This window comes from Mycobacterium sp. PS03-16, assembly GCF_004570325.1.
Taxonomy (GTDB): Bacteria; Actinomycetota; Actinomycetes; order Mycobacteriales; family Mycobacteriaceae; genus Mycobacterium.
In genome coordinates this window covers 1-21,168 of the sequence record NZ_SPQO01000056.1, presented here as the reverse complement: position 1 = coordinate 21,168, position 21,168 = coordinate 1, and the positions used below count along the sequence as shown (strand labels likewise).

22 protein-coding genes are annotated in these 21,168 nt (G+C 70.7%); 10 read left to right on the top strand and 12 right to left on the bottom strand.

From position 1 onward, the window contains the following. The first annotated feature begins 124 nt into the window (after positions 1-124). Positions 125-1,267 carry an Mrp/NBP35 family ATP-binding protein gene (locus E4P42_RS25870; RefSeq protein WP_167759636.1) on the top strand — a complete coding sequence of 381 codons (1,143 nt, stop codon included), beginning with the start codon at positions 125-127 and terminating at the stop codon, positions 1,265-1,267. A 60-nt stretch (positions 1,268-1,327) separates the two neighbouring features. Then, positions 1,328-2,011 (top strand): glycoside hydrolase, encoded by a 684-nt coding sequence (locus E4P42_RS25865; protein WP_209305881.1) that lies wholly within the window; start codon positions 1,328-1,330, stop codon positions 2,009-2,011. Positions 2,012-2,027: 16 nt separating this feature from the next. Here E4P42_RS25865 and tatB read toward each other — a convergent pair whose 3' ends face one another. The 4 genes from tatB to sigE form a co-directional block, all read right to left on the bottom strand. Then, positions 2,028-2,444 (bottom strand): Sec-independent protein translocase protein TatB, encoded by a 417-nt coding sequence (gene tatB, locus E4P42_RS25860; protein ID WP_135129460.1) that lies wholly within the window; start codon positions 2,442-2,444, stop codon positions 2,028-2,030. Beyond that, complete coding sequence (locus E4P42_RS25855; protein WP_135129458.1) at positions 2,444-3,940, bottom strand: S1C family serine protease; 1,497 nt, start codon at positions 3,938-3,940, stop codon at positions 2,444-2,446. Before E4P42_RS25855 ends, tatB begins: the two co-directional genes overlap by 1 nt. A 71-nt stretch (positions 3,941-4,011) precedes the next feature. Beyond that, positions 4,012-4,410 carry an anti-sigma E factor RseA gene (rseA, locus tag E4P42_RS25850; protein WP_135129456.1) on the bottom strand — a complete coding sequence of 133 codons (399 nt, stop codon included), beginning with the start codon at positions 4,408-4,410 and terminating at the stop codon, positions 4,012-4,014. A 103-nt stretch (positions 4,411-4,513) separates the two neighbouring features. After that, entirely contained in the window at positions 4,514-5,266 is a 753-nt protein-coding gene (sigE, locus tag E4P42_RS25845; RefSeq protein ID WP_135129466.1) for an RNA polymerase sigma factor SigE, read from the bottom strand. Positions 5,267-5,446: 180 nt separating this feature from the next. On the opposite strand from sigE, the gene E4P42_RS25840 reads away from it, so the two are divergent. From E4P42_RS25840 to E4P42_RS25820, 5 genes are all read left to right on the top strand, one after another. Next, positions 5,447-6,112: an O-methyltransferase gene (locus E4P42_RS25840; RefSeq protein ID WP_135129454.1), complete on the top strand. Its 666-nt coding sequence runs from the start codon at positions 5,447-5,449 to the stop codon at positions 6,110-6,112. 127 nt (positions 6,113-6,239) lie between these two features. Continuing rightward, a complete protein-coding gene (locus E4P42_RS25835) occupies positions 6,240-6,938 on the top strand; it encodes a TetR/AcrR family transcriptional regulator (RefSeq protein ID WP_135129452.1) in 699 nt (232 codons plus the stop codon). Next, a complete protein-coding gene (locus tag E4P42_RS25830; RefSeq protein WP_135129450.1) occupies positions 6,901-7,830 on the top strand; it encodes an ABC transporter ATP-binding protein in 930 nt (309 codons plus the stop codon). Before E4P42_RS25835 ends, E4P42_RS25830 begins: the two co-directional genes overlap by 38 nt. Then, the gene (locus E4P42_RS25825; protein WP_135129448.1) at positions 7,827-9,455 is read left to right on the top strand and encodes an ABC transporter permease; all 1,629 of its coding nucleotides are present in this window, start codon (positions 7,827-7,829) and stop codon (positions 9,453-9,455) included. The genes E4P42_RS25830 and E4P42_RS25825 overlap by 4 nt, the downstream gene beginning before the upstream one ends. 29 nt (positions 9,456-9,484) lie before the next feature. Further along, positions 9,485-10,069 (top strand): DUF4126 domain-containing protein, encoded by a 585-nt coding sequence (locus E4P42_RS25820; RefSeq protein WP_135129446.1) that lies wholly within the window; start codon positions 9,485-9,487, stop codon positions 10,067-10,069. Here E4P42_RS25820 and glgC read toward each other — a convergent pair. Continuing rightward, entirely contained in the window at positions 10,066-11,280 is a 1,215-nt protein-coding gene (gene glgC / locus E4P42_RS25815) for a glucose-1-phosphate adenylyltransferase (protein WP_135129444.1), read from the bottom strand. The two genes, E4P42_RS25820 and glgC, sit on opposite strands and share 4 nt — an antisense overlap. A gap of 169 nt (positions 11,281-11,449) precedes the next feature. Here glgC and glgA point away from each other — a divergent pair, with 169 nt between their 5' ends. Further along, positions 11,450-12,613: a glycogen synthase gene (glgA, locus tag E4P42_RS25810; RefSeq protein WP_135129442.1), complete on the top strand. Its 1,164-nt coding sequence runs from the start codon at positions 11,450-11,452 to the stop codon at positions 12,611-12,613. 56 nt (positions 12,614-12,669) lie between these two features. Here the strand turns inward: glgA and E4P42_RS25805 are convergent, their stop codons facing one another. The 7 genes from E4P42_RS25805 to E4P42_RS25775 form a co-directional block, all read right to left on the bottom strand. After that, the gene (locus tag E4P42_RS25805) at positions 12,670-12,837 is read right to left on the bottom strand and encodes a DUF3117 domain-containing protein (protein ID WP_005059648.1); all 168 of its coding nucleotides are present in this window, start codon (positions 12,835-12,837) and stop codon (positions 12,670-12,672) included. A gap of 178 nt (positions 12,838-13,015) precedes the next feature. Then, on the bottom strand, positions 13,016-13,600 hold the full coding sequence (locus E4P42_RS25800) for a DNA-3-methyladenine glycosylase I (protein WP_245234238.1): 585 nt from the start codon (positions 13,598-13,600) through the stop codon (positions 13,016-13,018). Further along, complete coding sequence (locus E4P42_RS25795) at positions 13,597-13,923, bottom strand: DivIVA domain-containing protein (protein ID WP_135129440.1); 327 nt, start codon at positions 13,921-13,923, stop codon at positions 13,597-13,599. The genes E4P42_RS25800 and E4P42_RS25795 overlap by 4 nt, the downstream gene beginning before the upstream one ends. A 70-nt stretch (positions 13,924-13,993) precedes the next feature. Then, on the bottom strand, positions 13,994-14,962 hold the full coding sequence (locus tag E4P42_RS25790) for a glucosyl-3-phosphoglycerate synthase (RefSeq protein WP_135129438.1): 969 nt from the start codon (positions 14,960-14,962) through the stop codon (positions 13,994-13,996). Then, positions 14,959-15,783: a dihydropteroate synthase gene (gene folP / locus E4P42_RS25785; RefSeq protein WP_371287087.1), complete on the bottom strand. Its 825-nt coding sequence runs from the start codon at positions 15,781-15,783 to the stop codon at positions 14,959-14,961. Before folP ends, E4P42_RS25790 begins: the two co-directional genes overlap by 4 nt. Before the next feature lie 130 nt (positions 15,784-15,913). Next, positions 15,914-17,722: a long-chain-acyl-CoA synthetase FadD6 gene (gene fadD6 / locus E4P42_RS25780; protein ID WP_135129434.1), complete on the bottom strand. Its 1,809-nt coding sequence runs from the start codon at positions 17,720-17,722 to the stop codon at positions 15,914-15,916. A gap of 52 nt (positions 17,723-17,774) precedes the next feature. Continuing rightward, positions 17,775-18,335 carry a TIGR00730 family Rossman fold protein gene (locus E4P42_RS25775; protein WP_209305880.1) on the bottom strand — a complete coding sequence of 187 codons (561 nt, stop codon included), beginning with the start codon at positions 18,333-18,335 and terminating at the stop codon, positions 17,775-17,777. Between the two features lie 83 nt (positions 18,336-18,418). On the opposite strand from E4P42_RS25775, the gene E4P42_RS25770 reads away from it, so the two are divergent. Next, positions 18,419-20,503 carry an AAA family ATPase gene (locus tag E4P42_RS25770; RefSeq protein ID WP_135129430.1) on the top strand — a complete coding sequence of 695 codons (2,085 nt, stop codon included), beginning with the start codon at positions 18,419-18,421 and terminating at the stop codon, positions 20,501-20,503. A 105-nt stretch (positions 20,504-20,608) separates the two neighbouring features. Next, a partial coding sequence (locus tag E4P42_RS25765; RefSeq protein WP_245234240.1) for a type VII secretion target occupies positions 20,609-21,168 on the top strand: 560 nt, incomplete at its 3' end.

Sequence of the window (21,168 nt, the reverse complement as noted above, 5' to 3'; positions counted from 1 at the left end):
GGCTCCCGGCCCGGTCCCGGGTCCGCTCGGGCCCGCCCCCGGTCCCGCACCCGGGCCGCTGGCCTGACCGGCGGCCGCCCCGCCTTTGGTGGCCGCCTCCCGCGTCGGCCTAGACTCGCAGGTGATGTCCCAGAATCCCGATGAGCTCCAGCCGGCCATCCGCTCCGCGCTGGCCAAGGTGATCGACCCCGAACTGCGGCGTCCGATCACCGAGCTCGGCATGGTCAAGAACGTCACGATCGCCCCGGACCACGGCGTGCACGTCGAGGTGTACCTGACCACCTCCGCATGCCCGAAGCGCAGCGAGATCTCCGAGCGGGTCGAGCAGGCGGTGGCCGATGTGCCCGGCACCGGCGCCGTGACCGTCACCCTCGACGTGATGAACGACGAGCAGCGCGCCGAATTGCGCAAGCAGCTGCGCGGCGACTCCCGCGAACCGGTCATCCCGTTCGCGCAGCCGGGGTCACTGACCCGCGTGTACGCGGTCGCCTCCGGTAAGGGCGGCGTCGGCAAATCCAGCGTCACCGTCAACCTGGCCGCCGCGATGGCCGCACGCGGCCTGACCGTCGGCGTGCTCGACGCCGACATCTACGGCCACTCGGTACCGCGCATGATGGGAACCACCGACCGGCCCACCCAGGTCGACTCGATGATCCTGCCGCCGATCGCCCACGAGGTGAAGGTCATCTCGATCGCGATGTTCACCCAGGGCAACACCCCGGTGGTGTGGCGGGGTCCGATGCTGCACCGCGCGCTGCAGCAGTTCCTGGCCGACGTGTTCTGGGGCGACCTGGACGTGCTGCTGCTCGACCTGCCGCCGGGCACCGGCGATGTGGCGATCTCGGTGGCGCAGCTGATCCCCGGTGCGGAGATCCTGGTGGTCACCACCCCGCAGCTGGCCGCCGCCGAGGTGGCCGAGCGGGCCGGGGCGATCGCGCTGCAGACCCGCCAGCGGATTGCCGGCGTGGTGGAGAACATGTCCGGGCTGCTCATGCCCGACGGGTCGACGATGCAGCTGTTCGGCGAGGGCGGCGGCCGCCAGGTGGCCGAGTCGCTGTCGCGTTCGGTGGGCGCCGAGGTCCCGCTGCTCGGCCAGGTCCCGCTCGATCCGGCGCTGGTCGCGGCGGGCGATTCCGGTGTGCCGCTGGTGTTGTCGGCCCCCGACTCACCCGCGGGCAAGGAGCTGCGCAGCATCGCCGACGCGCTGTCGTCGCGCAAGCGCGGGCTGGCCGGGATGTCGCTCGGCCTGGACCCGGCGGGCCGCTGAGCCCACCGGCGCCATCCGGCACCGCGAAGTTCGCCACACGAGGGCCACTGCGACCGTAGAGTGCTCGGTGTGAACTCAGCGTCGGCCAACGGACGGGGTCGTCTGCTGCTGTTGGCCGGCTCGATCGCGATCTCCGCCTCGCTGTTCTACGCCCAGACCGCGGGGCCGCCCGAGCACACCCCGGCCGCGACGCCCGCCGCGGTGCCGGCCGCCGCCGATGAGGCCGCCCCGCCGCCTGCCGCCGTCGTGGCCAGCCCGCGGGCCGAACTGCTCGCAGCGACCGCCCCCGATCTGCCCGCAGCGGCGCTGCCCTTCGCGCTGCCCGCCGGCGTGGCGCCCGAGCACCGCCTGCAGGTGCGCACCATCTGGGCCGCCCGCGCGATCAGCGCGATGTTCCCCGAGATCACCACCATCGGCGGCTACCGGCAGGACCCGCTGCCGTGGCACCCGAACGGCCTGGCGATCGACGTGATGATCCCGAACCACGACAGCGACGAGGGCATCGAGCTGGGCAACAGGATCGCCGGGCTCGCGCTGGCCAACGCCGAGCGCTGGGGCATCCGCGACGTGATCTGGCGGCAGGGCTACTACCCCGGGGTCGGCGCGCCCAGTTGGATGGCCGACTACGGCTCACAGACGCAGAACCACTTCGATCACGTCCACATCTCCACCATCGGCGGCGGCTACCCGACCGGGAAGGAGACCTACTACGTCTCCTCCATGACGCCGACGCCGTCGTCCTAGTCCTAGAGGCCTAGGTCTAGGTCGCGTCGCTGTCGTACGGGGTGACCGTGGGCGGCTGCGGGGCCGGCGGCGGCGTCTGCGCGGTCGGCGCCGGTGAGCTGACCGGCTTCTCGGCCGGCGTGCCGGGTGTTCCGTCCTTGTCGAACTTGCCGGTGAAGATCGAGTCGTCGCCGTCGAGCAGGTGTTTGGTGAGCGCGGCCCGCGGCGTCATGCCCCGCAACTTCTGTAGCTCGCTGATCGGTTCACGCAGGTCATCGAACTCCGGACCCAGGTCCTGGCGCAGCTGACTGGTGGCGCCGCTGATGTAGTCACGGGCCTGACGCAGTGCGCTGGACGTCCAGCGGATCGCACCGGGCAGCCGTTCGGGTCCCAGGATCACCAGGCCGGCGATCACCAGGATCAGCATCTCCCCCCAACCGACGTTGCTGAACATCAGTCGCTGCTGGCGGCGTCGGCCGTCGGGGTGACGGTCAGCGTCACGGGCCGCCCGTCGCGGATCACCTCGACCGGCGCCGGCTCACCGACCTTGAGCTGACGGACGGCGACCACGAACTCGTCGGCGTCGGCGACCTCACGGTTGCCGACCTTCACGACGACGTCGTTCTCGAGGATGCCGGCGCGTTCGGCGGGGCTGCCCGCGACCACGTTGGCGACCTGCGCCCCGGAGGCGACCTCGTTGGAGACCGACTTCGCCGTCAGCCCCAGCGTCGGATGCGAGATCTTGCCGTCCCGGATCAGCGCCTCGACCACCATCTTGACCTCGTTGACCGGGATCGCGAAGCCCAGACCGCTGGCGCTGTCCGACAGCGACTTACCCGCGGTGTTGATGCCGATGACGTCGGCGTTCATGTCGATCAGCGGGCCACCCGAGTTGCCGTGGTTGATCGACGCGTCGGTCTGCACGGCATCGATCACGGTGTCGGTGTCCGACCCGTCACCCGACAGCGGCACCGGTCGATTGAGCGCGCTGATGATGCCCGAGGTGACGGTGCTGCGCAGGCCCAGCGGGGCGCCGGCGGCGATCACCTCTTCCCCGACGCGCAGCTTGTCGGAATCGCCGAGCCGCGCGACGCTCAGGTTGTCGACGTTGTCGACCTTGAGCACAGCCAGATCGGTCTTGGGGTCGCGGCCCACCAGGTTCGCCGGCACCTCGCTGCCGTCGTTGAACACCACGGTCATCTTGAACTGCGCCGGGTTGGTGGCGGCCTCGGAGATGACGTGGTTGTTGGTCACGATGTAACCGCGGCCGTCCACGACCACCCCCGAGCCCTGGGAGCCCTCCTGATCGCTGGTGGCCTCGATGGTGACCACCGAGTCGGCGACCGCGTCGGCGACCTTGCTGATCCGGCCTTCCGGCGGATCGCCGCTGTCGCTGGTCTCGAGCGTCACCTTGGAGGTGGTGAAGGCCTGCACGGTCTCGGCGGTCTTGTTGCCGACCCAGCCACCGAGCGCACCGACCACCAGCGCGGTCAGCAGCAGAATGGCCAGGGCGACGTAGGACACCCGCCCGCCGAACAGGACGTCGCGCACGCCGAGCTTGCCGACCGACTGGGGGGCGTGCACCGGCGCGGCCGGCGGCATGGCCGGGGTGCCCAGCGACGCGGCGGCGGACGGGTCGCGCCAGGGGTCGGGTTCGTCGACGGTCGGATCGTCGTTCTCGGCGTCGAGCGCGCCGGCGTCGGCCGGATGGCGCTGCAGCGAGTCGCCGCCGCGGTGGGGCCGGCCGAACGCCTCGGCCAGCACGGGGTCCGGCGCCTGGTTGGTGGGCGTGAACTCGCCCTGGTCGCGGTGTTTGTCGACGCCCAGGAACGAACCCTGTACACCGGCGGGCCGGCCGAAGGCGCGTTGCGCGGCCGGATCGACCGGGGGCCGGTCGACGGGACGGGGGGCCATGCGGTGGCTCGCGCCGGACTGGTCCTGATTCGTCACCGGTGTATCACTCTCTATCGGAAGCGCCCGTCGTCAGCGGCGCACGTCGATGCTGACTGGTGAAAACCAGACTACCGGCGCTTGCGCCGGTCCTGCGTAGGGTCGTCAGCAAATGCCGCCCGCTCGCCACCGTCGGGCGTCGGGGGCGGGGTGTGGTTCGGGATCTGCGACAACAGACCCAGAAGTGACGTGGGCACGGCTATCGGGCGGGAGTCCCGCAACGCCGCCCGCGCCTGACTCTGGGCTTCCACCTCGGCCGCGCACTGCGGACACATCGACAGATGGGTGGCGGCCCGCATGTGCGCGGTCATCCGCAGTTCCCCGTCCACGAATGCGGCGACCGCCTCGATCGACAGGTGCTCGGTGGAGCCGAACTGCCGGGGCGCACCGACGGGTGCGTCACTCTGCGACGCGAAATGGGAGGGCAGCCAGGAGAACGCGCGACGGAACACATGCCCCGGGTCGACCATCACCCAGCCCCTTCCGGCCCTGTCACTCTGGCTCACACGCTGACTCACAGAAATACGCTCACTTGAAATGTAGCGCGCGACGGCGCTGCCGACACCGCGATCGTCAGGCCGATGCGGCGTTGGCCGAACCGTGCCGGGCCAGATGGTCGCGCAGCGCCTGCCGGCCGCGGTGGATGCGGCTGCGCACCGTGCCCAGTTTGACGCCGAGCGTGGCACCGATCTCCTCGTAGGACAGGCCCTCGATGTCGCACAGGACGACGGCCGCGCGGAACTCCGGCGGCAGCGAGTCGAGCGCGGCCTGCAGGTCCGGGCCCAGCCGGGAGTCGTGGAAGATCTGCTCGGGGTTCGGATCGTCGGCGGGCACCCGGTCGTAGTCCTCGGGCAGCGCCTCCATCCGGATGCGGCCGCGCCGGCGGACCATGTCGAGGAACAGGTTCGTCGTGATGCGGTGCAGCCAGCCCTCGAACGTGCCGGGCTGATAGTTCTGCACCGACCGGAACACCCGGATGAACGTCTCCTGGGTGAGGTCCTCGGCGTCGTGCTGGTTGCCGGAGAGGCGGTAGGCGAGGCGGTACACCCGGTCGGCGTGCTGACGGACGAGTTCGTCCCAGGACGGCATCGTCGCCTTGTCACCGGTCGCGTCGAAGACCGCCGTGCCCGTGGGCTCATCGGACGGTTCGACCCAGTCTGAATCGGTGTACTGCTCGAGGTGGGCCATCGAGACGGGGGCGGCAGTGGTGGTGGTCGTCGGATCCTCCATGTCGGTGCCACCGTCCAGAGACGGCGGCTCACTGATTTCGGCAACACGACGCACGACGTCCTTATTCCCGAACCGACGACGTATGCCGTGTTCCATGCCAGCCACCGTTCCTGATCGTGGTGTGGGAGTGATATGAGTGGTCTGAACGTTCCCTGAGAAACCTTCGTACCCGCGTGCTCACCTGCGGAAACCCGTCGAAGACGACGTACATCACACGTTGCCGTGCGGGCGTGTCGGCGACGCGTGGCGGTCGGCCGCGCTCTACAGTTCTGCAGCATGGCGAGCACCGACGACCCGGCGGGTCAGCAGCGTCCGAGCCGCGCCGAAGCCATCGTCGCGCACGCCGAACAATCCATCTCCGAGGACGCGATCGTCGCGGCCGCCCGTGAGCGCGCCGTCGACATCGGCGCCGGCGCGGTCACGCCCGCCGTCGGCGCGCTGCTGTCGGTGCTGGCCCGACTCACCGGCGCCAAGGCGATCGTCGAGGTCGGCACGGGGGCCGGCGTCAGCGGGTTGTGGTTGCTGTCCGGGATGCGCGAGGACGGCGTGCTGACGACCATCGACGTCGAGCCCGAACACCAGCGCATCGCCAAACAGGCCTTCAGCGAGGCCGGCATCGGACCCGGCCGCACCCGGTTGATCAGCGGGCGCGCGCAGGAGGTGCTCACCCGGCTGGCCGACGAGTCCTACGACCTGGTGTTCATCGACGCCGACCCGGCCGATCAGCCACGCTTCGTCGTCGAGGGGGTCCGGTTACTGCGCCCTGGCGGGGCGATCGTCGTGCACCGCGCCGCGCTCGGTGGCCGCGCCGGGGACGCCGCGGCCCGCGACGCCGAGGTGACCGCCGTGCGGGAGGCGGCCCGGCTGATCGCCGAGGACGAGCGCCTGACGCCGGTGCTCATCCCGCTCGGCGACGGCCTGCTGGCCGCCGCCCGCGACTGACCCGCAGCCCTCCCCTCTGCGCGAGCAGACAGAAACTCGCGCGATCCGGGCCCTCTTCACGCGGCTCTGCGTCTGCTCGCGGAAAGAGTGTTGACCGAGGACTGAACGAGCGTTTAGTCTATTGAACATGCGTTCAGCCTCGGAGGATCGCACCGCGATCGCCCGCATCCGCGACGCCGCGATCGACCAGTTCGGTCAGCACGGCTTCGCGGTGGGCGTGCGCACCATCGCCGAGGCCGCCGGGGTGAGTCCCGGCCTGGTGATCCACCACTTCGGCTCCAAGGACGGTCTGCGCCGGGCCTGCGACGACTACATCGCCGAGGAGATCCGCAGCGCCAAGTCGGCGACGATCACCAGCAACGACCCGGCGAGCTGGCTCGCCCAGATGGCCGAGATCGAGTCGTACGCGCCGATGATGGCCTACCTGGTGCGCAGTATGCAGTCGGGCAGCGAGCTCGCCACGACGCTGTGGCGGCGCATGATCGACAACGTCGAGCAGTACCTCGACGAAGGCGTGCGGGCCGGCACCGTCAAACCCAGCCGAGACCCGAAGGCACGCGCGCGCTTCCTCGCGATGGCGGGCGGCGGCAGCTTCCTGCTGTACCTGCAGCTGCACGACGACCCGAGCGACCTGCGCCGCGTGCTGCGCGACTACTCCGAGGACATGATGCTGCCCGCCCTCGAGCTCTACACCGACGGCCTGATGGCCGACTCGACGATGTACGACGCATTCCGCGCGTTGCGCGACAACGGCGTTCCGCTCAGTTCACCCGACGAAGGAGACGGCGATGACGGTGCACCCGACAGTTCCGCGGCGAACGGCTGAGCCGGCCGTCGAGATCCACGGCCTGGTCAAGACGTTCGGAAGGACCAGGGCACTCGACGGTCTCGACCTCACCGTGTCGCCCGGTGGCATCGCCGGCTTCCTGGGCCCCAACGGCGCCGGGAAGTCGACCACGATCCGCGTGCTGCTCGGCCTGCTGCGCGCCGACGACGGCACGGCACGCGTACTCGGCGGCGACCCGTGGCGCGATGCGGTCGACCTGCACCGCCGAATCGCCTACGTCCCCGGTGATGTCACGCTGTGGCCCAACCTGACCGGCATGCAGGCCATCGACTTCCTGGCCGGCCTGCGCGGGGACGGCACCGTCGACAGGCGGCGGCGCGACGAGCTCATCGAGCGCTTCGAACTCGACCCCCACAAGAAGGCCCGCACCTACTCCAAGGGCAACCGCCAGAAGGTGGCCCTGGTCGCGGCCTTCAGCACCGGCGCCGAGCTCTACATCCTCGACGAACCCACCTCGGGCCTGGACCCGTTGATGGAGCAGGCTTTTGCGCGGTGCGTCGAGGAGGCCGCCCACGACGGCGCGGCGGTGCTGCTGTCCAGCCACATCCTCGCGGAGGTCGAAAAGCTCTGCGACACCGTGACGATCATCCGCGCCGGCCGCACCGTCCGGGCCGGAACGCTCGAGGAACTGCGCCATCTGATGCGCACCACGGTCGCCGTCCGGACCCGCGACGACGCCCGCCGCCTCGACCGCGCGCCGTTCGTCCACGACTTCTCGGTCGCCGACGGGCGGACCCGGTTCTCGGTGGCCCGCGACGACCTCGACCGGGCGATGGCCGCCCTGACCGAACTCGGCATCGAAGAGCTCACGGTCACCCCGGCATCGCTGGAGGACATGTTCCTGCGCGAGTACGCGGGGGTGCAGCGATGAGCACCGCGACCGCGGCGAGGGTCGCCGGGGTCGGCAAGCACGAGGCGGCCCGCCCGGCGTCGCCCTACACCGGTGTCGGCCACCTGCTGCGGCTGGCGGTGCGGCGCGACCGCATCCGCCTGGGCGTGTGGATCTCGGCGCTGACCCTGACCATGGTGTACGCGCCCAACGCCGTCAAACTCGCCTACCCCGAAGAGGCGCAGCGGATCGCCCGCGTCAACCTGATGAAGACTCCGGCCGGCATGATCATGGGCGGGCCGATGTTCGGGCGCAACGAGACCGACCTCGGCGCGATGATGGCCAACGAGCTGATGCTGACGCTCATCGTGGCCGCGTCGATCCTGTCCATCCTCACCGTGATCCGGCACACCCGCGCCGAAGAGGAAAGCGGTGCAGCCGAACTCGTGCTGTCGTCGGTGGTGGGCCGGTATGCGCGCACCACCGCGGCGCTCATCCTGGTCGGCGCCGTCAACGCCGTGCTGGCGGTGACGATGACGGTGACCATGGCGGCCAGCGGATTCGCCGTCGCCGACACCGCGGCGATGTGCCTGGGCGTGACCGCGGTGTCGATGGCGTTCGGCGCCGTCGCCGCGGTCGCCGCGCAACTGTGGCGGCAGGCCCGTTCGGCGACGGGTACGGCGATGGCCGTGCTCGCGCTGGCCGCCCTGGTGCGCGGTGTCGGGGACGTCATCGAGAACTCGGGCAGCGCGCTGAGCTGGTTCTCCCCCATCGCGTGGGCGCAGCAGATGCGCCCGTTCGTCGACCTGCGCTGGTGGCCGCTGACGCTGCTGGTGGCGCTGACGGCGGTGCTCATCGCGCTGGCGGCCGCACTCGAGAAGCGCAGGCAGTACGACGCCGGCACCATCCCCGCCACCGGGGACCGACCCGGGGCGCGAGCGATCCGCGGGGTGTTCGGCTTGCACCTGACGTTGCAGCGCGGCCTGACGGTCGGCTGGGGGCTGGGGCTGTTCCTGGCCGGTCTGGCCTTCGGGTCGATGACCAAGTCGCTGCTCGACGCGGCCGAGACGAACGAACTGCTGGCCACGGTGCTCGCCGTCGACGGCACCGACGGGGTGTACACCACGATGACGCAGTTCCTCGCCGCCGCAGCGAGTGCGTACGTGGTCAGCGCGGTGCTGCGGGTGGCCGGCGACGAGGATTCCGGGCTCGGCGAGGCCGTGCTGGCCGGGGCCGTGTCGCGGTGGCGCTGGCTGCTCGGCGCGGTCGGCGCTGCGGTGCTGGGCGTCACGGTGCTGATGCTGGCGGCCGGACTGGGCAACGGGCTGGGCGCGGGTCTGACGCTCGGTGAGCCGGCCACCATCGGCAGGCTGACGGTGGCGGGTCTGGCGTACGTGCCGGCCCTGGCCGTACTCGCCGGGGTGGCCGCGCTCGCGGTCGCGCTGCGCCACGCCTGGATCGCCTGGCTGGCCGTGACGTTCGTGGTGATCTCGCTCTACCTGGGGGCGCTGCTGCGGCTGCCGCAGTGGCTGCTCGACGCGTCGCCGGTCGGTCAGACCACCGCACCCACGGACTATCCCGTGGTGGCACTGGTGGTGATGGCGCTCGTCGCAACGGGTTTGACGGTGGCGGCCGGATATCTCTACCGGCGCCGCGACGCGGTCTGAGGTGATCCCGCCGGCCGCATACTGAGGCCATGGAACTGCTCACCGGCTTCGGGCTGGCGACGGCGGCGGGGCTCAACGCCTACATTCCGCTGCTCGCGCTGGGTCTGCTGGCCCGGTTCACCGACCTGGTGTCGCTGCCCGCCGGCTGGGTGTGGCTGGAGAACGGCTGGGTGATGGGCATCGTGGCGGGGTTGCTGGTCGTCGAGGTGGTGGCCGACAAGGTGCCGGCCCTCGACAGCGTCAACGACGCCGTGCAGACGTTCGTGCGCCCCACGGCCGGTGGGATCGTCTTCGGGTCGGGCACTTCCGCGCAGACCTCTGCGGTCGCCGACCCGGGTGCGTTCGCCCAGTCCGGTGAATGGATTCCGGTGGTGATCGGCGTGGTCGTCGCGTTGGCGGTGTCGCTGACCAAGTCGACGGTGCGGCCCGCGGCCAACGCCGCGACCGCCGGGATGGCCGCCCCGGTGCTCAGCACCGCAGAGGACATCGCCAGCGTCGCGCTGGTGTTCCTGGCTCTGCTGCTCCCGGTGCTGGCCGCGGTGGTGATCCTCGCCGTGGCGTGGGCGGCGGTCAGGACACTGCGGCGTCGCCGCCGCACCAGAGCCCGCGGCTAGATCCAGATCCCCTTGCCGACCGCCACCACACCGCCGGCGCTGACCGAGAACCGCTCCCGGTCCTTCTCGACGTCCACGCCGACCATCTCGCCCGGCCCGACGACCACGTTCTTGTCCAGGATCGCGTGGCGCACCACCGCGCCGCGACCGATGCGGGTGCCCGGCATGATCACGCTGCCCTCGACGATCGCGCCGTCGTCGATGTAGACGTTGGACGACAGCACCGAGTTGCGCACCGAGGCCGCCGAGATGATGCTGCCCGCGCCCACCACGGATTCCTGCGCCGAGCCGCCGTTGACGAACTTCGCCGGCGCCAGGTTCTCGGACTCCCCGCGGATCGGCCAGCGCTTGTTGTAGAGGTTGAACACCGGGTGCACCGACACCAGGTCCATGTGCGCGTCGTAGAACGCGTCGAGCGTGCCGACGTCGCGCCAGTAGCCGTGGTCCCGTTCGGTGGCGCCGGGCACCTCGTTGTCGCTGAAGTCGTAGACCGCGGCCATCCCGTCCGACACGAGGCGCGGGATGATGTCGCCGCCCATGTCGTGGTCGGAGTCGTCGTCATCGGCATCGGCGCGGATCGCGTCGATGAGCACCTTGGTGGTGAAGATGTAGTTGCCCATCGAGACGAACGCCTGCTCGGGGTTGTCCGGCGTACCCGGCGGATCGGCCGGCTTCTCGACGAAACTGCGGATGCGTCCGGATTCGTCGGCGTCGATCACACCGAACGCGCTGGCCTCCGCCCGCGGTACCCGGATACCGGCGACGGTGGCCCCGGCGCCGCTCTCGATGTGGAACTGGACCATCTGCTCGGGGTCCATGCGGTAGACGTGGTCAGCGCCGAACACCACGATGTAGTCGGGATCTTCGTCGTAGATCAGGTTCATCGACTGGTAGATCGCGTCGGCCGAGCCGGTGTACCAGCGGGGGCCCAGACGCTGCTGGGCCGGCACCGGGGTGATGTACTCGCCGGCCAGACCGCTCAGCCGCCAGTTCTGCGAGATGTGCCGGTCCAGGGAGTGCGACTTGTACTGGGTCAGAACGCAGATCCGCAGGTAACGGGCGTTGACGAGGTTCGACAGCACGAAGTCGATGAGCCGGTAGGCCCCGCCGAAGGGAACCGCTGGTTTGGCTCGGTCCGCCGTCAGCGGATACAACCGTTTGCCTTCCCCGCCGGCCAGGACTATGCCCAGCACGTGTGGCAATTCCCTCATGTCTCAAACCTATCCGTCGGTGATCGGTGCGGCTAGCCATTGACACCACCGATTGCGTGTTGACGGGTGTCGACCAACGACTTCGACTGCGGTCATACCCACGCCCATCCGCCGCAATCGTTCGTGAACAGACTCCCATCCCGTCCTGCCGCGCACTACCGTCGTAGTCATGCGGGTGGCGATGATGACTCGGGAGTATCCGCCCGAGGTCTACGGCGGTGCGGGTGTCCACGTCACCGAACTCGTGGCGCAGCTGCGCCACCTGTGCGAGGTGGACGTCCATTGCATGGGTGCGGAGCGTCCGGGCGCCTACGTCGCCCAGCCCGACCCCGCGCTCAAGGGCGCCAACGCCGCGCTGTCGACGTTGTCGGCGGACCTCACGATGGTCAACGCCGCCGGGCAGGCCTCCGTCGTGCATTCGCACACCTGGTACACCGGCCTGGCCGGGCACCTCACCGCACTGCTGTACGGCATCCCGCACGTGCTCACGGCACACTCGCTCGAGCCGATGCGGCCGTGGAAGGCCGAGCAGCTCGGCGGCGGCTATCGGGTGTCGTCGTGGGTGGAGAAGACGGCGGTCGAGGGCGCCGACGCGGTCATCGCGGTCAGTGCGGGCATGCGTGACGATGTGCTCAAGACCTATCCGGCCCTCGACCCGGCCCGGGTGCACGTGGTGCGCAACGGCATCGACACCGACGTCTGGTTTCCCACCGGGCCGCAGCAGGGCGAGTCGGTGCTGGCCGAACTGGGTGTGGACCCGGCCCGGCCGATCGTCGCGTTCGTCGGCCGGATCACCCGGCAGAAGGGCGTCGCGCATCTGGTGGCGTCCGCCCACAAGTTCGCCCCCGAGGTGCAGCTGGTGTTGTGCGCGGGCGCTCCCGACACCCCTGAGATCGCCGCCGAGGTGACGGCCGCGGTGCAGGAACTGGCCCGCGCGCGCACCGGGGTGTTCTGGGTCCGGGAGATGCTCCCGGTCGCGAAGATTCGCGAAATTCTCTCGGCGGCAACGGTGTTCGTGTGCCCGTCGGTCTATGAGCCGTTGGGCATCGTCAACCTGGAAGCGATGGCGTGTTCGACGGCGGTGGTGGCCTCCGACGTCGGCGGCATCCCCGAGGTGGTCGCCGACCATCAGACCGGACTGCTCGTGCACTACGACGCGAGCGACCCGGAGTTCTACGAGACGCGACTGGCCGACGCGGTCAACGCGCTGATCGCCGAACCGCAGCGCGCGCGTGAATACGGTGCCGCCGGGCGGGAACGCTGCATCGCGGAGTTCTCGTGGGCGCACATCGCCGAGCAGACCGTGCAGATCTACCGGCAGGTGTCCGCGTAACCGACGGACCGGCGCGGGCGACCAGAGTCGCCACGCGCCGGTGTCGGCAGGAGTCTCTAGCTGGTGACGTTCTTCAGTTCGTCACCCAATGCGGCCGCCTCGTCCGGTGTGAGTTCGACGACGAGCCGCCCACCGCCCTCCAGCGGTACCCGCATCACGATGCCGCGCCCCTCCTTGGTTGCTTCCAAAGGACCGTCACCGGTCCGGGGCTTCATCGCCGCCATCGAGAGCTCCCTCCACAATGAGCCGACCCGCCAGGGTCAGGGTCCGGCCGGACCCGGTGGACGCCGGGCCCGCCATCTCTCGACGGCACCCGACACTCAACTTCTCCATTGTTCCCTATCCACGCCGCAGCGTGTGCGAAGACCCGGATTAGCCGCGGTAACCGCCGCTGTGTCGGAGTCACTGGCCGGCCGGCGGCACCCAGCAATCGGCCACATGGTCGTCGACCATCCCGGTCGCCTGCATGAGCGCATACGCGGTCGTCGGGCCGACGAACCGGAAGCCGCGGCGCTTGAGTTCCTTGGCCATTGCCGTCGATTCGGCGGTGACCGCGGGCACCTGGGACAGGTCGGCAGGCCGCGGCCGCGCGGGCGGGGCGAACGACCACAGCAACGCGGCCAGGTCGACGTCGAGTTCGGCGGTGGCCCTGGCGTTGACGATCGTGGCCTCGATCTTCGCGCGGTTGCGCACGATTCCGGTGTCGGCCAGCAGGCGGGCGATGTCGCGCTCGGTGTAGCGGGCGACGCGGTCGACGTCGAATCCGTCGAACGCACGCCGGAAGTTGTCGCGCTTGCGCAGGATCACCAACCACGACAGCCCACTCTGGAAGGCCTCCAGGCTGATCCGCTCGAACAGCGCACCCGACTCCCGCACCGGCCGGCCCCACTCGTCGTCGTGGTAGTCGCGGTAGAGCTCGAAATCAGCGGGGGCCAACCGGCTTCCGTCGAGCCAGCCGCACCGGGTGCGGCCGTCGTCGATCGTCACCGACCGCCGTCCTCGGCGGCGCCGTCACCGACGGCGTGGGCCGCACGCACCGCCGCCAGTTCCCCGCGCAGCGCATCGAGTTCCCGCCCCAACCGGTCGAGCACCCAGTCGACCTCACTGGCTTTGTAGCCGCGCAGCGTCTGGGTGAACTTCACCGCGGCGACGTCGGCGCCGGTGACGCCCGAGGCGGGCAGCACGGTCGCGGTGGTGGCGTGCGGCAGCGGGGGCAGCGCCTCCCCGCGGCCGAACAGCACGCTGCCCACCCCGAACAGCACGACCGCCACGAGGACCAGCACCACCAGGTAGAGCAGTATCAACGTCACGGCATCGATAGTGCCTCACCCGTCCGACACGGGCTGCGCTACCGGGGTGGTCGGCTCTTCGCGCAAGCGCTCATCGCTGGGGCCGGAAAGTGACCATCGGCGGCCGGTCGGTCAGCGAAACCCCCGACGAGCGCGGTATGAAGCCGTCGCCGTCGGCGAAGAACTGGGTGAGCCCGACGCCGGAGTCCGAGATGCCGCAACGCGACATCAACGTCGCGATGACCTGACGGCTCATCGACGCCAGCTCGGGCAACGGCCGGTTGCGGTGGGCGCGCACGCCCAGATTCACCTGTGCGATGCCGTCGAGGCCCAGCCGGTCGTAGGTGTCGATCAGCAGGCCGATCTCCACCCCGTAGCCGGGTGCGAACGGCACCGAGGTGAGCAGTTCGCGGGTGCCGGCGTACTCGCCGCCGAGCGGCTGCAGCACGCAGGTCAGTTCGGGGCGCAGCGACGCCAGCAGCGGCCGGGCCACCAGCTCGGTCACGCGACCGCCGCCGTTGGCGTCCTCGCGCCCGCTGACCTTCAGCGGGCGCCGGTAGAAGCCCTTCACCAGGTGCACGCCCGGCGTCAGCAGCAGCGGGCCCAGCAGCTTGGGCACGAACATCGGGTCGGGGTCGAGCAGGTCCGAGTCGACGAACGCGATCACGTCCCCGGTGGTCGCGGCCAGCGAACGCCACAGGACCTCACCCTTACCGGGCTGCGGGTCCACCTCCGGCAGCGCGGTCTCGCGGCTGACCACCCGCGCTCCGGCGGCCACCGCGCGAATCGCGGTCTCGTCGGTGGAGCCGGAGTCCAGCACGATCAACTCGTCGACGAGCCCGCCGAGCAACGGGGTGATGGTCTCGACCACCCCGGCGACGGTCTCCTCCTCGTTGAGCGCGGGCAGCACCACCGAGACGGTCCGGCCGGCTTTGGCGGCCACGAGCTCGTCGACCGTCCACGTCGGGCGGTCCCAGCTGTGGGTGTCGAACCAGCGGTGGCGCGCGATCGCGTCCGCGGACCGCAGTTCGGGTGTCTCGAGTTCCGGTACCAGTGTCATGCCAGTCCCCTCACCGTGCGCGTCGGCGGACGCACGCCTCGGATCGACGCGACCATTTCGAGTACGCGTCGAGTGGGTCCGACCTCGTGCACCCGGAACATCGCCGACCCGGCCGAGGCGGCCAGAGCGGTTGCTGCGAGGGTGCCCTCGAGGCGTTCAGTCAAACCCACACCCAGAGTCTCCCCGACGAAATCCTTGTTGCTCAGCGCCATCAGGACGGGCCATCCAGTTTTTACAAGGTCTTCCACGTGCCGCAACAAAGTAAGACCGTGGTGAGTGTTCTTACCGAAATCGTGGGTCGGATCGATGAGGATCCGGTCCCGCGCCACCCCCGCGGCGACCGCCCGCTCCGCCGCCGAGGTGACCTCGGCGATGACGTCGTCGACCACGCCGCGCTCGCTGATCCCGTAGTTCACCCGGAACGGTCGGGTCCGCGGCACCGCTCCCCCGGTGTGCGAACACACCAGCCCGGCGTTGAACTCCGCGGCCACCTCGGGCAGCGCGGGGTCGGTGCCGCCCCAGGTGTCGTTGATCAGGTCGGCGCCGGCCGCGCAGGCCTGTTTGGCCACCGCCGACCGCCAGGTGTCGACGCTGATCACCACGTCGGGGAAGGTGGCGCGCAACCATTCGATGAACGGCACGACGCGGGCGATCTCCTCATCGGCGTCGACCGTCTGTCCGGGGCCGGCCTTCACCCCGCCCACGTCGACGACGTCGGCGCCCTCCTCGACCACCCGGTGCGCCGCGGCCTTGGCGGCGTCGTCGGTGAACGCGGCGCCGCGGTCGTAGAACGAATCCGGCGTCCGGTTCACGATCGCCATGATCAGCGCCCGGTCACCGGCCACCGGGCGGCCGCAGAAGGTGGACTCCACGAATCCCAGGCTACGGACGAGGGTGATCTCGGCGGGTTCCGTCGCGCTGAGCGCGACCGGGCACGCGGACGTCGCAGGGCTACTTGGGCTTCTTGCCGTCTTTCACCTCGGCGAGGTACTCGTCGTAGAACGGCACGTAGCCCTCGTCCTTCCCGGACAGCACGTAGATCGGATCCTCGACCGTGACCTCGTCGTCGTCGCCTTCGCCGCTGCTGCCGCCGTAGCCCTCTTTGCGGAGGTCGACCTTCTGACTCTTGAACGTCGACGTGTGCGCGAGCTCCTCCACCACCCGCACGAAGAGTGGCACCGCGTAGCCGGGCAGCTTGTCGTAGACGGCCTTGGCCAGCGCCTTGCCGTCGAACTCCTGACCGTCCTTGAGCTGGATCGCCACCATGCCGGCCTTGCCGCCGGTGTCGGGCACCTCGACGCCGAAGACGGTGCACTCCTCGACCTGCGCATCTGTCGAGACCGCGGCCTCGACCTCGGTGGTGGCGACGTTCTCGCCCTTCCATCGGAACGTGTCGCCCAGCCGGTCGGTGAAGGCGGCGTGCCCGAAGCCCTGGGAGCGCATCAGGTCGCCGGTGTTGAACCAGACGTCGCCCTCCTTGAAGGCGTTGCGCACCAGCTTCTTCTCCGACTCCTTCTCGTCGGTGTAGCCGTCGAACGGCTGGAAGTTGCTCACCTTGCTCAGCAGCAGCCCGGGCTCACCGGTGCGCACCTTCTTGACCCGGCCGTTCTCGTCGCGCACCGGGTCGCCGGACTCGCCGTCGTACTCCACGAACGCCACCGGCGTCGGGCAGATCCCGGTGGTCTTGTCCATGTTGAACACGTTGACGAACGCGGTGTTGCCCTCGCTGGCGGCGTAGAACTCACACACCCGCGCGATGCCGAACCGCTCGGTGAAGTCGTCCCAGATCGCCGGGCGCAGCCCGTTGCCGGCGATCACGCGCACCTTGTGTTTGCGGTCGGTGTCCTTCTCGGGCTGGTTGAGCAGGTAGGCGCAGATCTCGCCGATGTAGACGAATGCCGTGGCGTCGTAGCGGATCACGTCGTCCCAGAACTTCGACGCCGAGAACGACTTGCCCAGCGCCAGTGTCGCCCCGGAGTTCAGCACCGACGACAGCGCCACCGTCAGCGCGTTGTTGTGATAGAGCGGCAGGCAGCAGTACAGAGTGTCCTTGCCGGTCAGCCGCATACCGAGGCCGCCGAACCCGGCCAGGGCGCGCAGCCAGCGGTAGTGGGTCATCACGCTGGCCTTGGGCATCCCGGTGGTGCCCGAGGTGAAGATGTAGAACGCCTTGTCCTTGGCCAGGACGGCCGACGTGGTGGCCGGGTTGCCGGTGGGCGCCGTCTGCGCCAGCCGCTGGAACTCGTCGAGCGTGATCAGCCCCTCGGTGTCGGCGCCGCTCTCCTTGATGGGCTCGACGAAGTCGGGGTCGGCGACCACCACGGTGGCCGACAGCAGCCCCAGGCTGTGCTGCAGCACGTCGCCGCGCTGGTGGTAGTTCAGCATCCCCGAGATCGCGCCGCACTTCACCGCGGCGAGCATCAGCAGCACCGGTTCGGGCGAGTTGCGCAACATGATGCCCACGACATCGCCGTGGCCCACTCCGCGCGCCGACAGCACGGCCGCGTAGCGGTTGACGGTCTCGTTGGCCTCGCGGTAGGTGATCTCACGGTCCTCGAACTTGAGGAACACGTTGTCGGCGTGGCGCGCCGCGCGGTCCTGGAAGACCTTTCCGATCGACGTCTTGGCCGACGGGCGGGCGCCGAAGCCGGTCACCACGCCGCGCACGATGGTCGGCACGTCGACCAGGAAGTTGGGCAGCCGGGTGGCGATGTCGAGCAGCCCGACGCTGCTGCGGGTGCCCGAGTTCTCGTCGGTCATGCGTCCTCCAGTCCCCTTTGCTGTTCGATGTCGCACACCCTAGTGACCGTGATCACGACCGCGGCGCGCACGCCGCCATCGCCGCCTCGATGCCATCGACCACCACCAACCGGTCCAGCGCCTCCTGGGCGACATAGCCGCTGCCGACCAGTCCGTGGAGCCAGGTCAGCAAACCGTCGTAGTGGCCGATGGGATCGAGCATGACCACCGGCTTGCTATGCATACCCAAATATGCGGCAGTCCAGGCCTCGAAGAATTCCTCGAGTGTGCCGATACCGCCGGGCAGCGACAGGAACGCGTCGGCGCGGTCCTCCATCACCTGCTTGCGCTCACGCATCGTGTCGGTCACGACCAGTTCGTGCGCGTCGACGTCAGCCACCTCCCGGTGCACGAGCGCCTTGGGGATGACCCCGACGGTGCGGCCGCCGTGCGCCCGGGCGGCGTGTGCGACGGCTCCCATCGCCGAGACGTTGCCGCCACCCGACACCAGCGTCCAGCCGCGGTCGGCGATCGCCGTCCCGACGTGGGTGGCCAGCTCGATCAGCTTCGGGTCGGTGGGATTGGAGGCGCAGTACACGCAGACCGCCCACGGGCGGTGAGGTTGCTCGGACACACGCACAACGTAGACGAGTCCGCGGCCGCGGAAGTTGCCGTATTCGACGGCTCGGTCGGTGGTCGCGGCCCTACAATCCGGCGGTGCCTGTCGACTGGGTGGTGGCGCCGCACGAACCGGCACTGGACGCCATCGAGGCTGGTGTGCGGGCGCGGTCCGGGGCCGTGCTGATCGGTCCGGCCGGCGTGGGCAAGACCTCGCTGCTGCGGATGGCCGCGGACCGGCTCGGTCCGGCGCGGTGGGTCACCGGGACCGCGTCGGATGCGGTGCTCCCGCTGGGCGCCTTCGGCCACCTGGTCGACGTGCCGCCGACGGGCAAGACGGCCGCGGTGGTGCGGGCGGCGCGGGAGGCGCTGCGCGATCAGCTGATCATCGTCGACGACGCCCATCTGCTCGACGCGCTGTCGGCGACGCTGGTGTACCAGTTGGCGCTCAGCGGCACGGCCCGGCTGGTGGTGTCGGTGGCGGCGGGCGCGCCGGCGCCCGACCGGATCTGCGCGCTGTGGCGCGATGACCTGGTGGCCCGCATCGACCTGCAGCCGCCGGGCCACGACGACGCCCGGGTGGCGGCCCAGGTGGCGACGTTCATCGCCGACCTGCCTGCCGGCGCTCGGCATGCGCTGGAGTGGCTGGCGGTCGAGGATCCACTGCCGCTGGCCGATCTGGCCGCGCTGGCCGGGCGGCCTGCCGTGGACGCCGCGATCCGCGCCGGCGCGGTCCGGGTGGAGGGCGACGGCGAGCCGGAGGTGGCCCACGCCGGACATCCGCTGTTCCTCGACGCGGTGCGGGATTCGTCCGGAGGCCCCGAGCTGCGCCGGCTGCGCACCGAGTTGGTCGAGCGGATGACCGCGGAGCGGCCCATCGGGGTTCTGGCGCGGCTGCGGGTCGCGGCGCTGGCCCTCGACAGCGATCACGAGCTGGCGCCGACGGAGTTCGTTTCGGCGGCCGAGGAGGCGCTGCGGCTGGGCGACCTGGTGCTCAGTGAGCGGCTGGCGCGGGCGGCGCTGCGGGACACCGACGATCTGCGGGCGCGGCTGGCGCTGGCGCACGCGCTGGCGTGGCAGGGTCGGGGCCGCGACGCGGACGCGGTGCTGGCCGCAGTGGACGACGCCACCCTGGCCGAGGACGAGCTGATGGCATGCGCGGTGCCGCGGGCGGCCAACCAGTTCTGGATGCTGTCGCAGCCCGAGCGGGCGACGGCCTACCTGCGCACCGTGCGCGGCCGGCTGACCGACCCGGCCGCACGCGCCACGGTCGACGCGCTGTCGTCGACGTTCGCGATGAACGCCGGCACCCCGGCGCGCGCCATGGAGCTCGCCGCCGAGGTGCTCGGCTCCGATGACGCCGACGACACGGCGGTCGGTTGGGCCGCGTCGGCGGCCGCGTTGTGCTGTGCGCGGATGGGCCGGTGGACCGAGGTCGACGACCTCGCCGAGCAGGCGGCGGCCGCCCAGCATCCCGGTCTGCTGCGCTTCACCAGCGGACTGGGCCAGACGACGGCGCTGGTCATGGCCGGTCAGCTGGACCGGGCGCACGAGCTGGCCCGCCGGCTCACCGAGTTCGCCGAACTGCAGCAGCCCGGCCGGGCGATCGGCGAGGTGCTGACCGCCGACGTGCTCATCCTGCGCGGCGACCTCGACGGCGCGGTGGCGCTGCTGCGGGAGGCGACCGCGGCGCTGGCGCCGACCGGGTACTCGTGGGGGCCACTGGCCGCGATGCTGTCGGCGCAGGCGCTCGGCGAACTCGGCGAGACCGTCGAGGCGGGCAAGATGCTGGCCCGCGCGGAGTCCCGGCACGGGCTGAAGTCCATGCTGTTCGCGCCCGAGCTGGCGCTGGCCCGGGCCTGGACGTCCTCGGCCCGTCGCGACGGGCATGCCGCGGTGGCCGCGGCGCGCGAGGCCGCCCGCGCAGCGGAACGGGGCGGCCAGTTGGCGGTGGCACTGCGCGCGTTGCACGTCGCGGCCCGACTCGACGATGCGCGCGCCGCCGACCACCTGGTGCGGCTCGGGGTGGACTGCGAGTTCGGCCGGATCGCGCTGCTGCACGCCAAGGCGGTGGCGGCCGGGGACGCCGACGCGCTCGACGAGGCGGCGGGCGCGTTCGCCGGGATCGGGATGCGCAGCGCGGCGGCCGATGCGATGCGTCAGGCCGACGCCCTGCGCGCCTGAATGCCCGCCGGATTGCCGCGTCCGCCCCTGCCCGCGCGGCCCTAAAATCGAGGGTGCCAGCCACGCCGAAGGAGGTGACCCGCTGTGAACGGTGGGCCGTTGTCCGTGCAGACCGAGGGTCTCCGCCAGTTCTCCCGGACGCATTCCGAGATCGCCGCGGGTGTGACCCAGCTGCTCGGCGGCGCCCCGACGGCGGCGAGCCTGGAAGCGACGCACGGTCAGATCGCGTTCGCCGTGCAGAACGCGCTCAAGGACGTCCTCGGCGCCCGGCAGGGCACCCTGCAGACCACCGCACGCAGCGGCGACAAGATCTCCGAGCTCCTGCAGAAGGCCGCATCCGCCTACGACAAGGGTGACGAGCAGTCCGCAGGCAAGATCAAGGGCACGATGGAGGGCGCCGGTGCGCCCGGTGGCGGCGCCCAGGGCGGGGCCGGTAACCCGGCGTCGGCGGCGACCGGCGCGCTGGGCCAGATGATGGGCCAGGTCGGCCAGATGGGCCAACAGGTCGGCGGTTCGGTGCAGGGGCTCGCGCAGGGGCTGGCACAGGTGCCCCAGCAGATCATGCAGGGCGTGCAGGGCATCGTCCAGTCCGCCACGGGTGCCGCGGGCGCCGGTGCGGAGGGCGGCGCCCTCGGGGGTGCCGCGGGCGCCGCGGCCGGTAGATC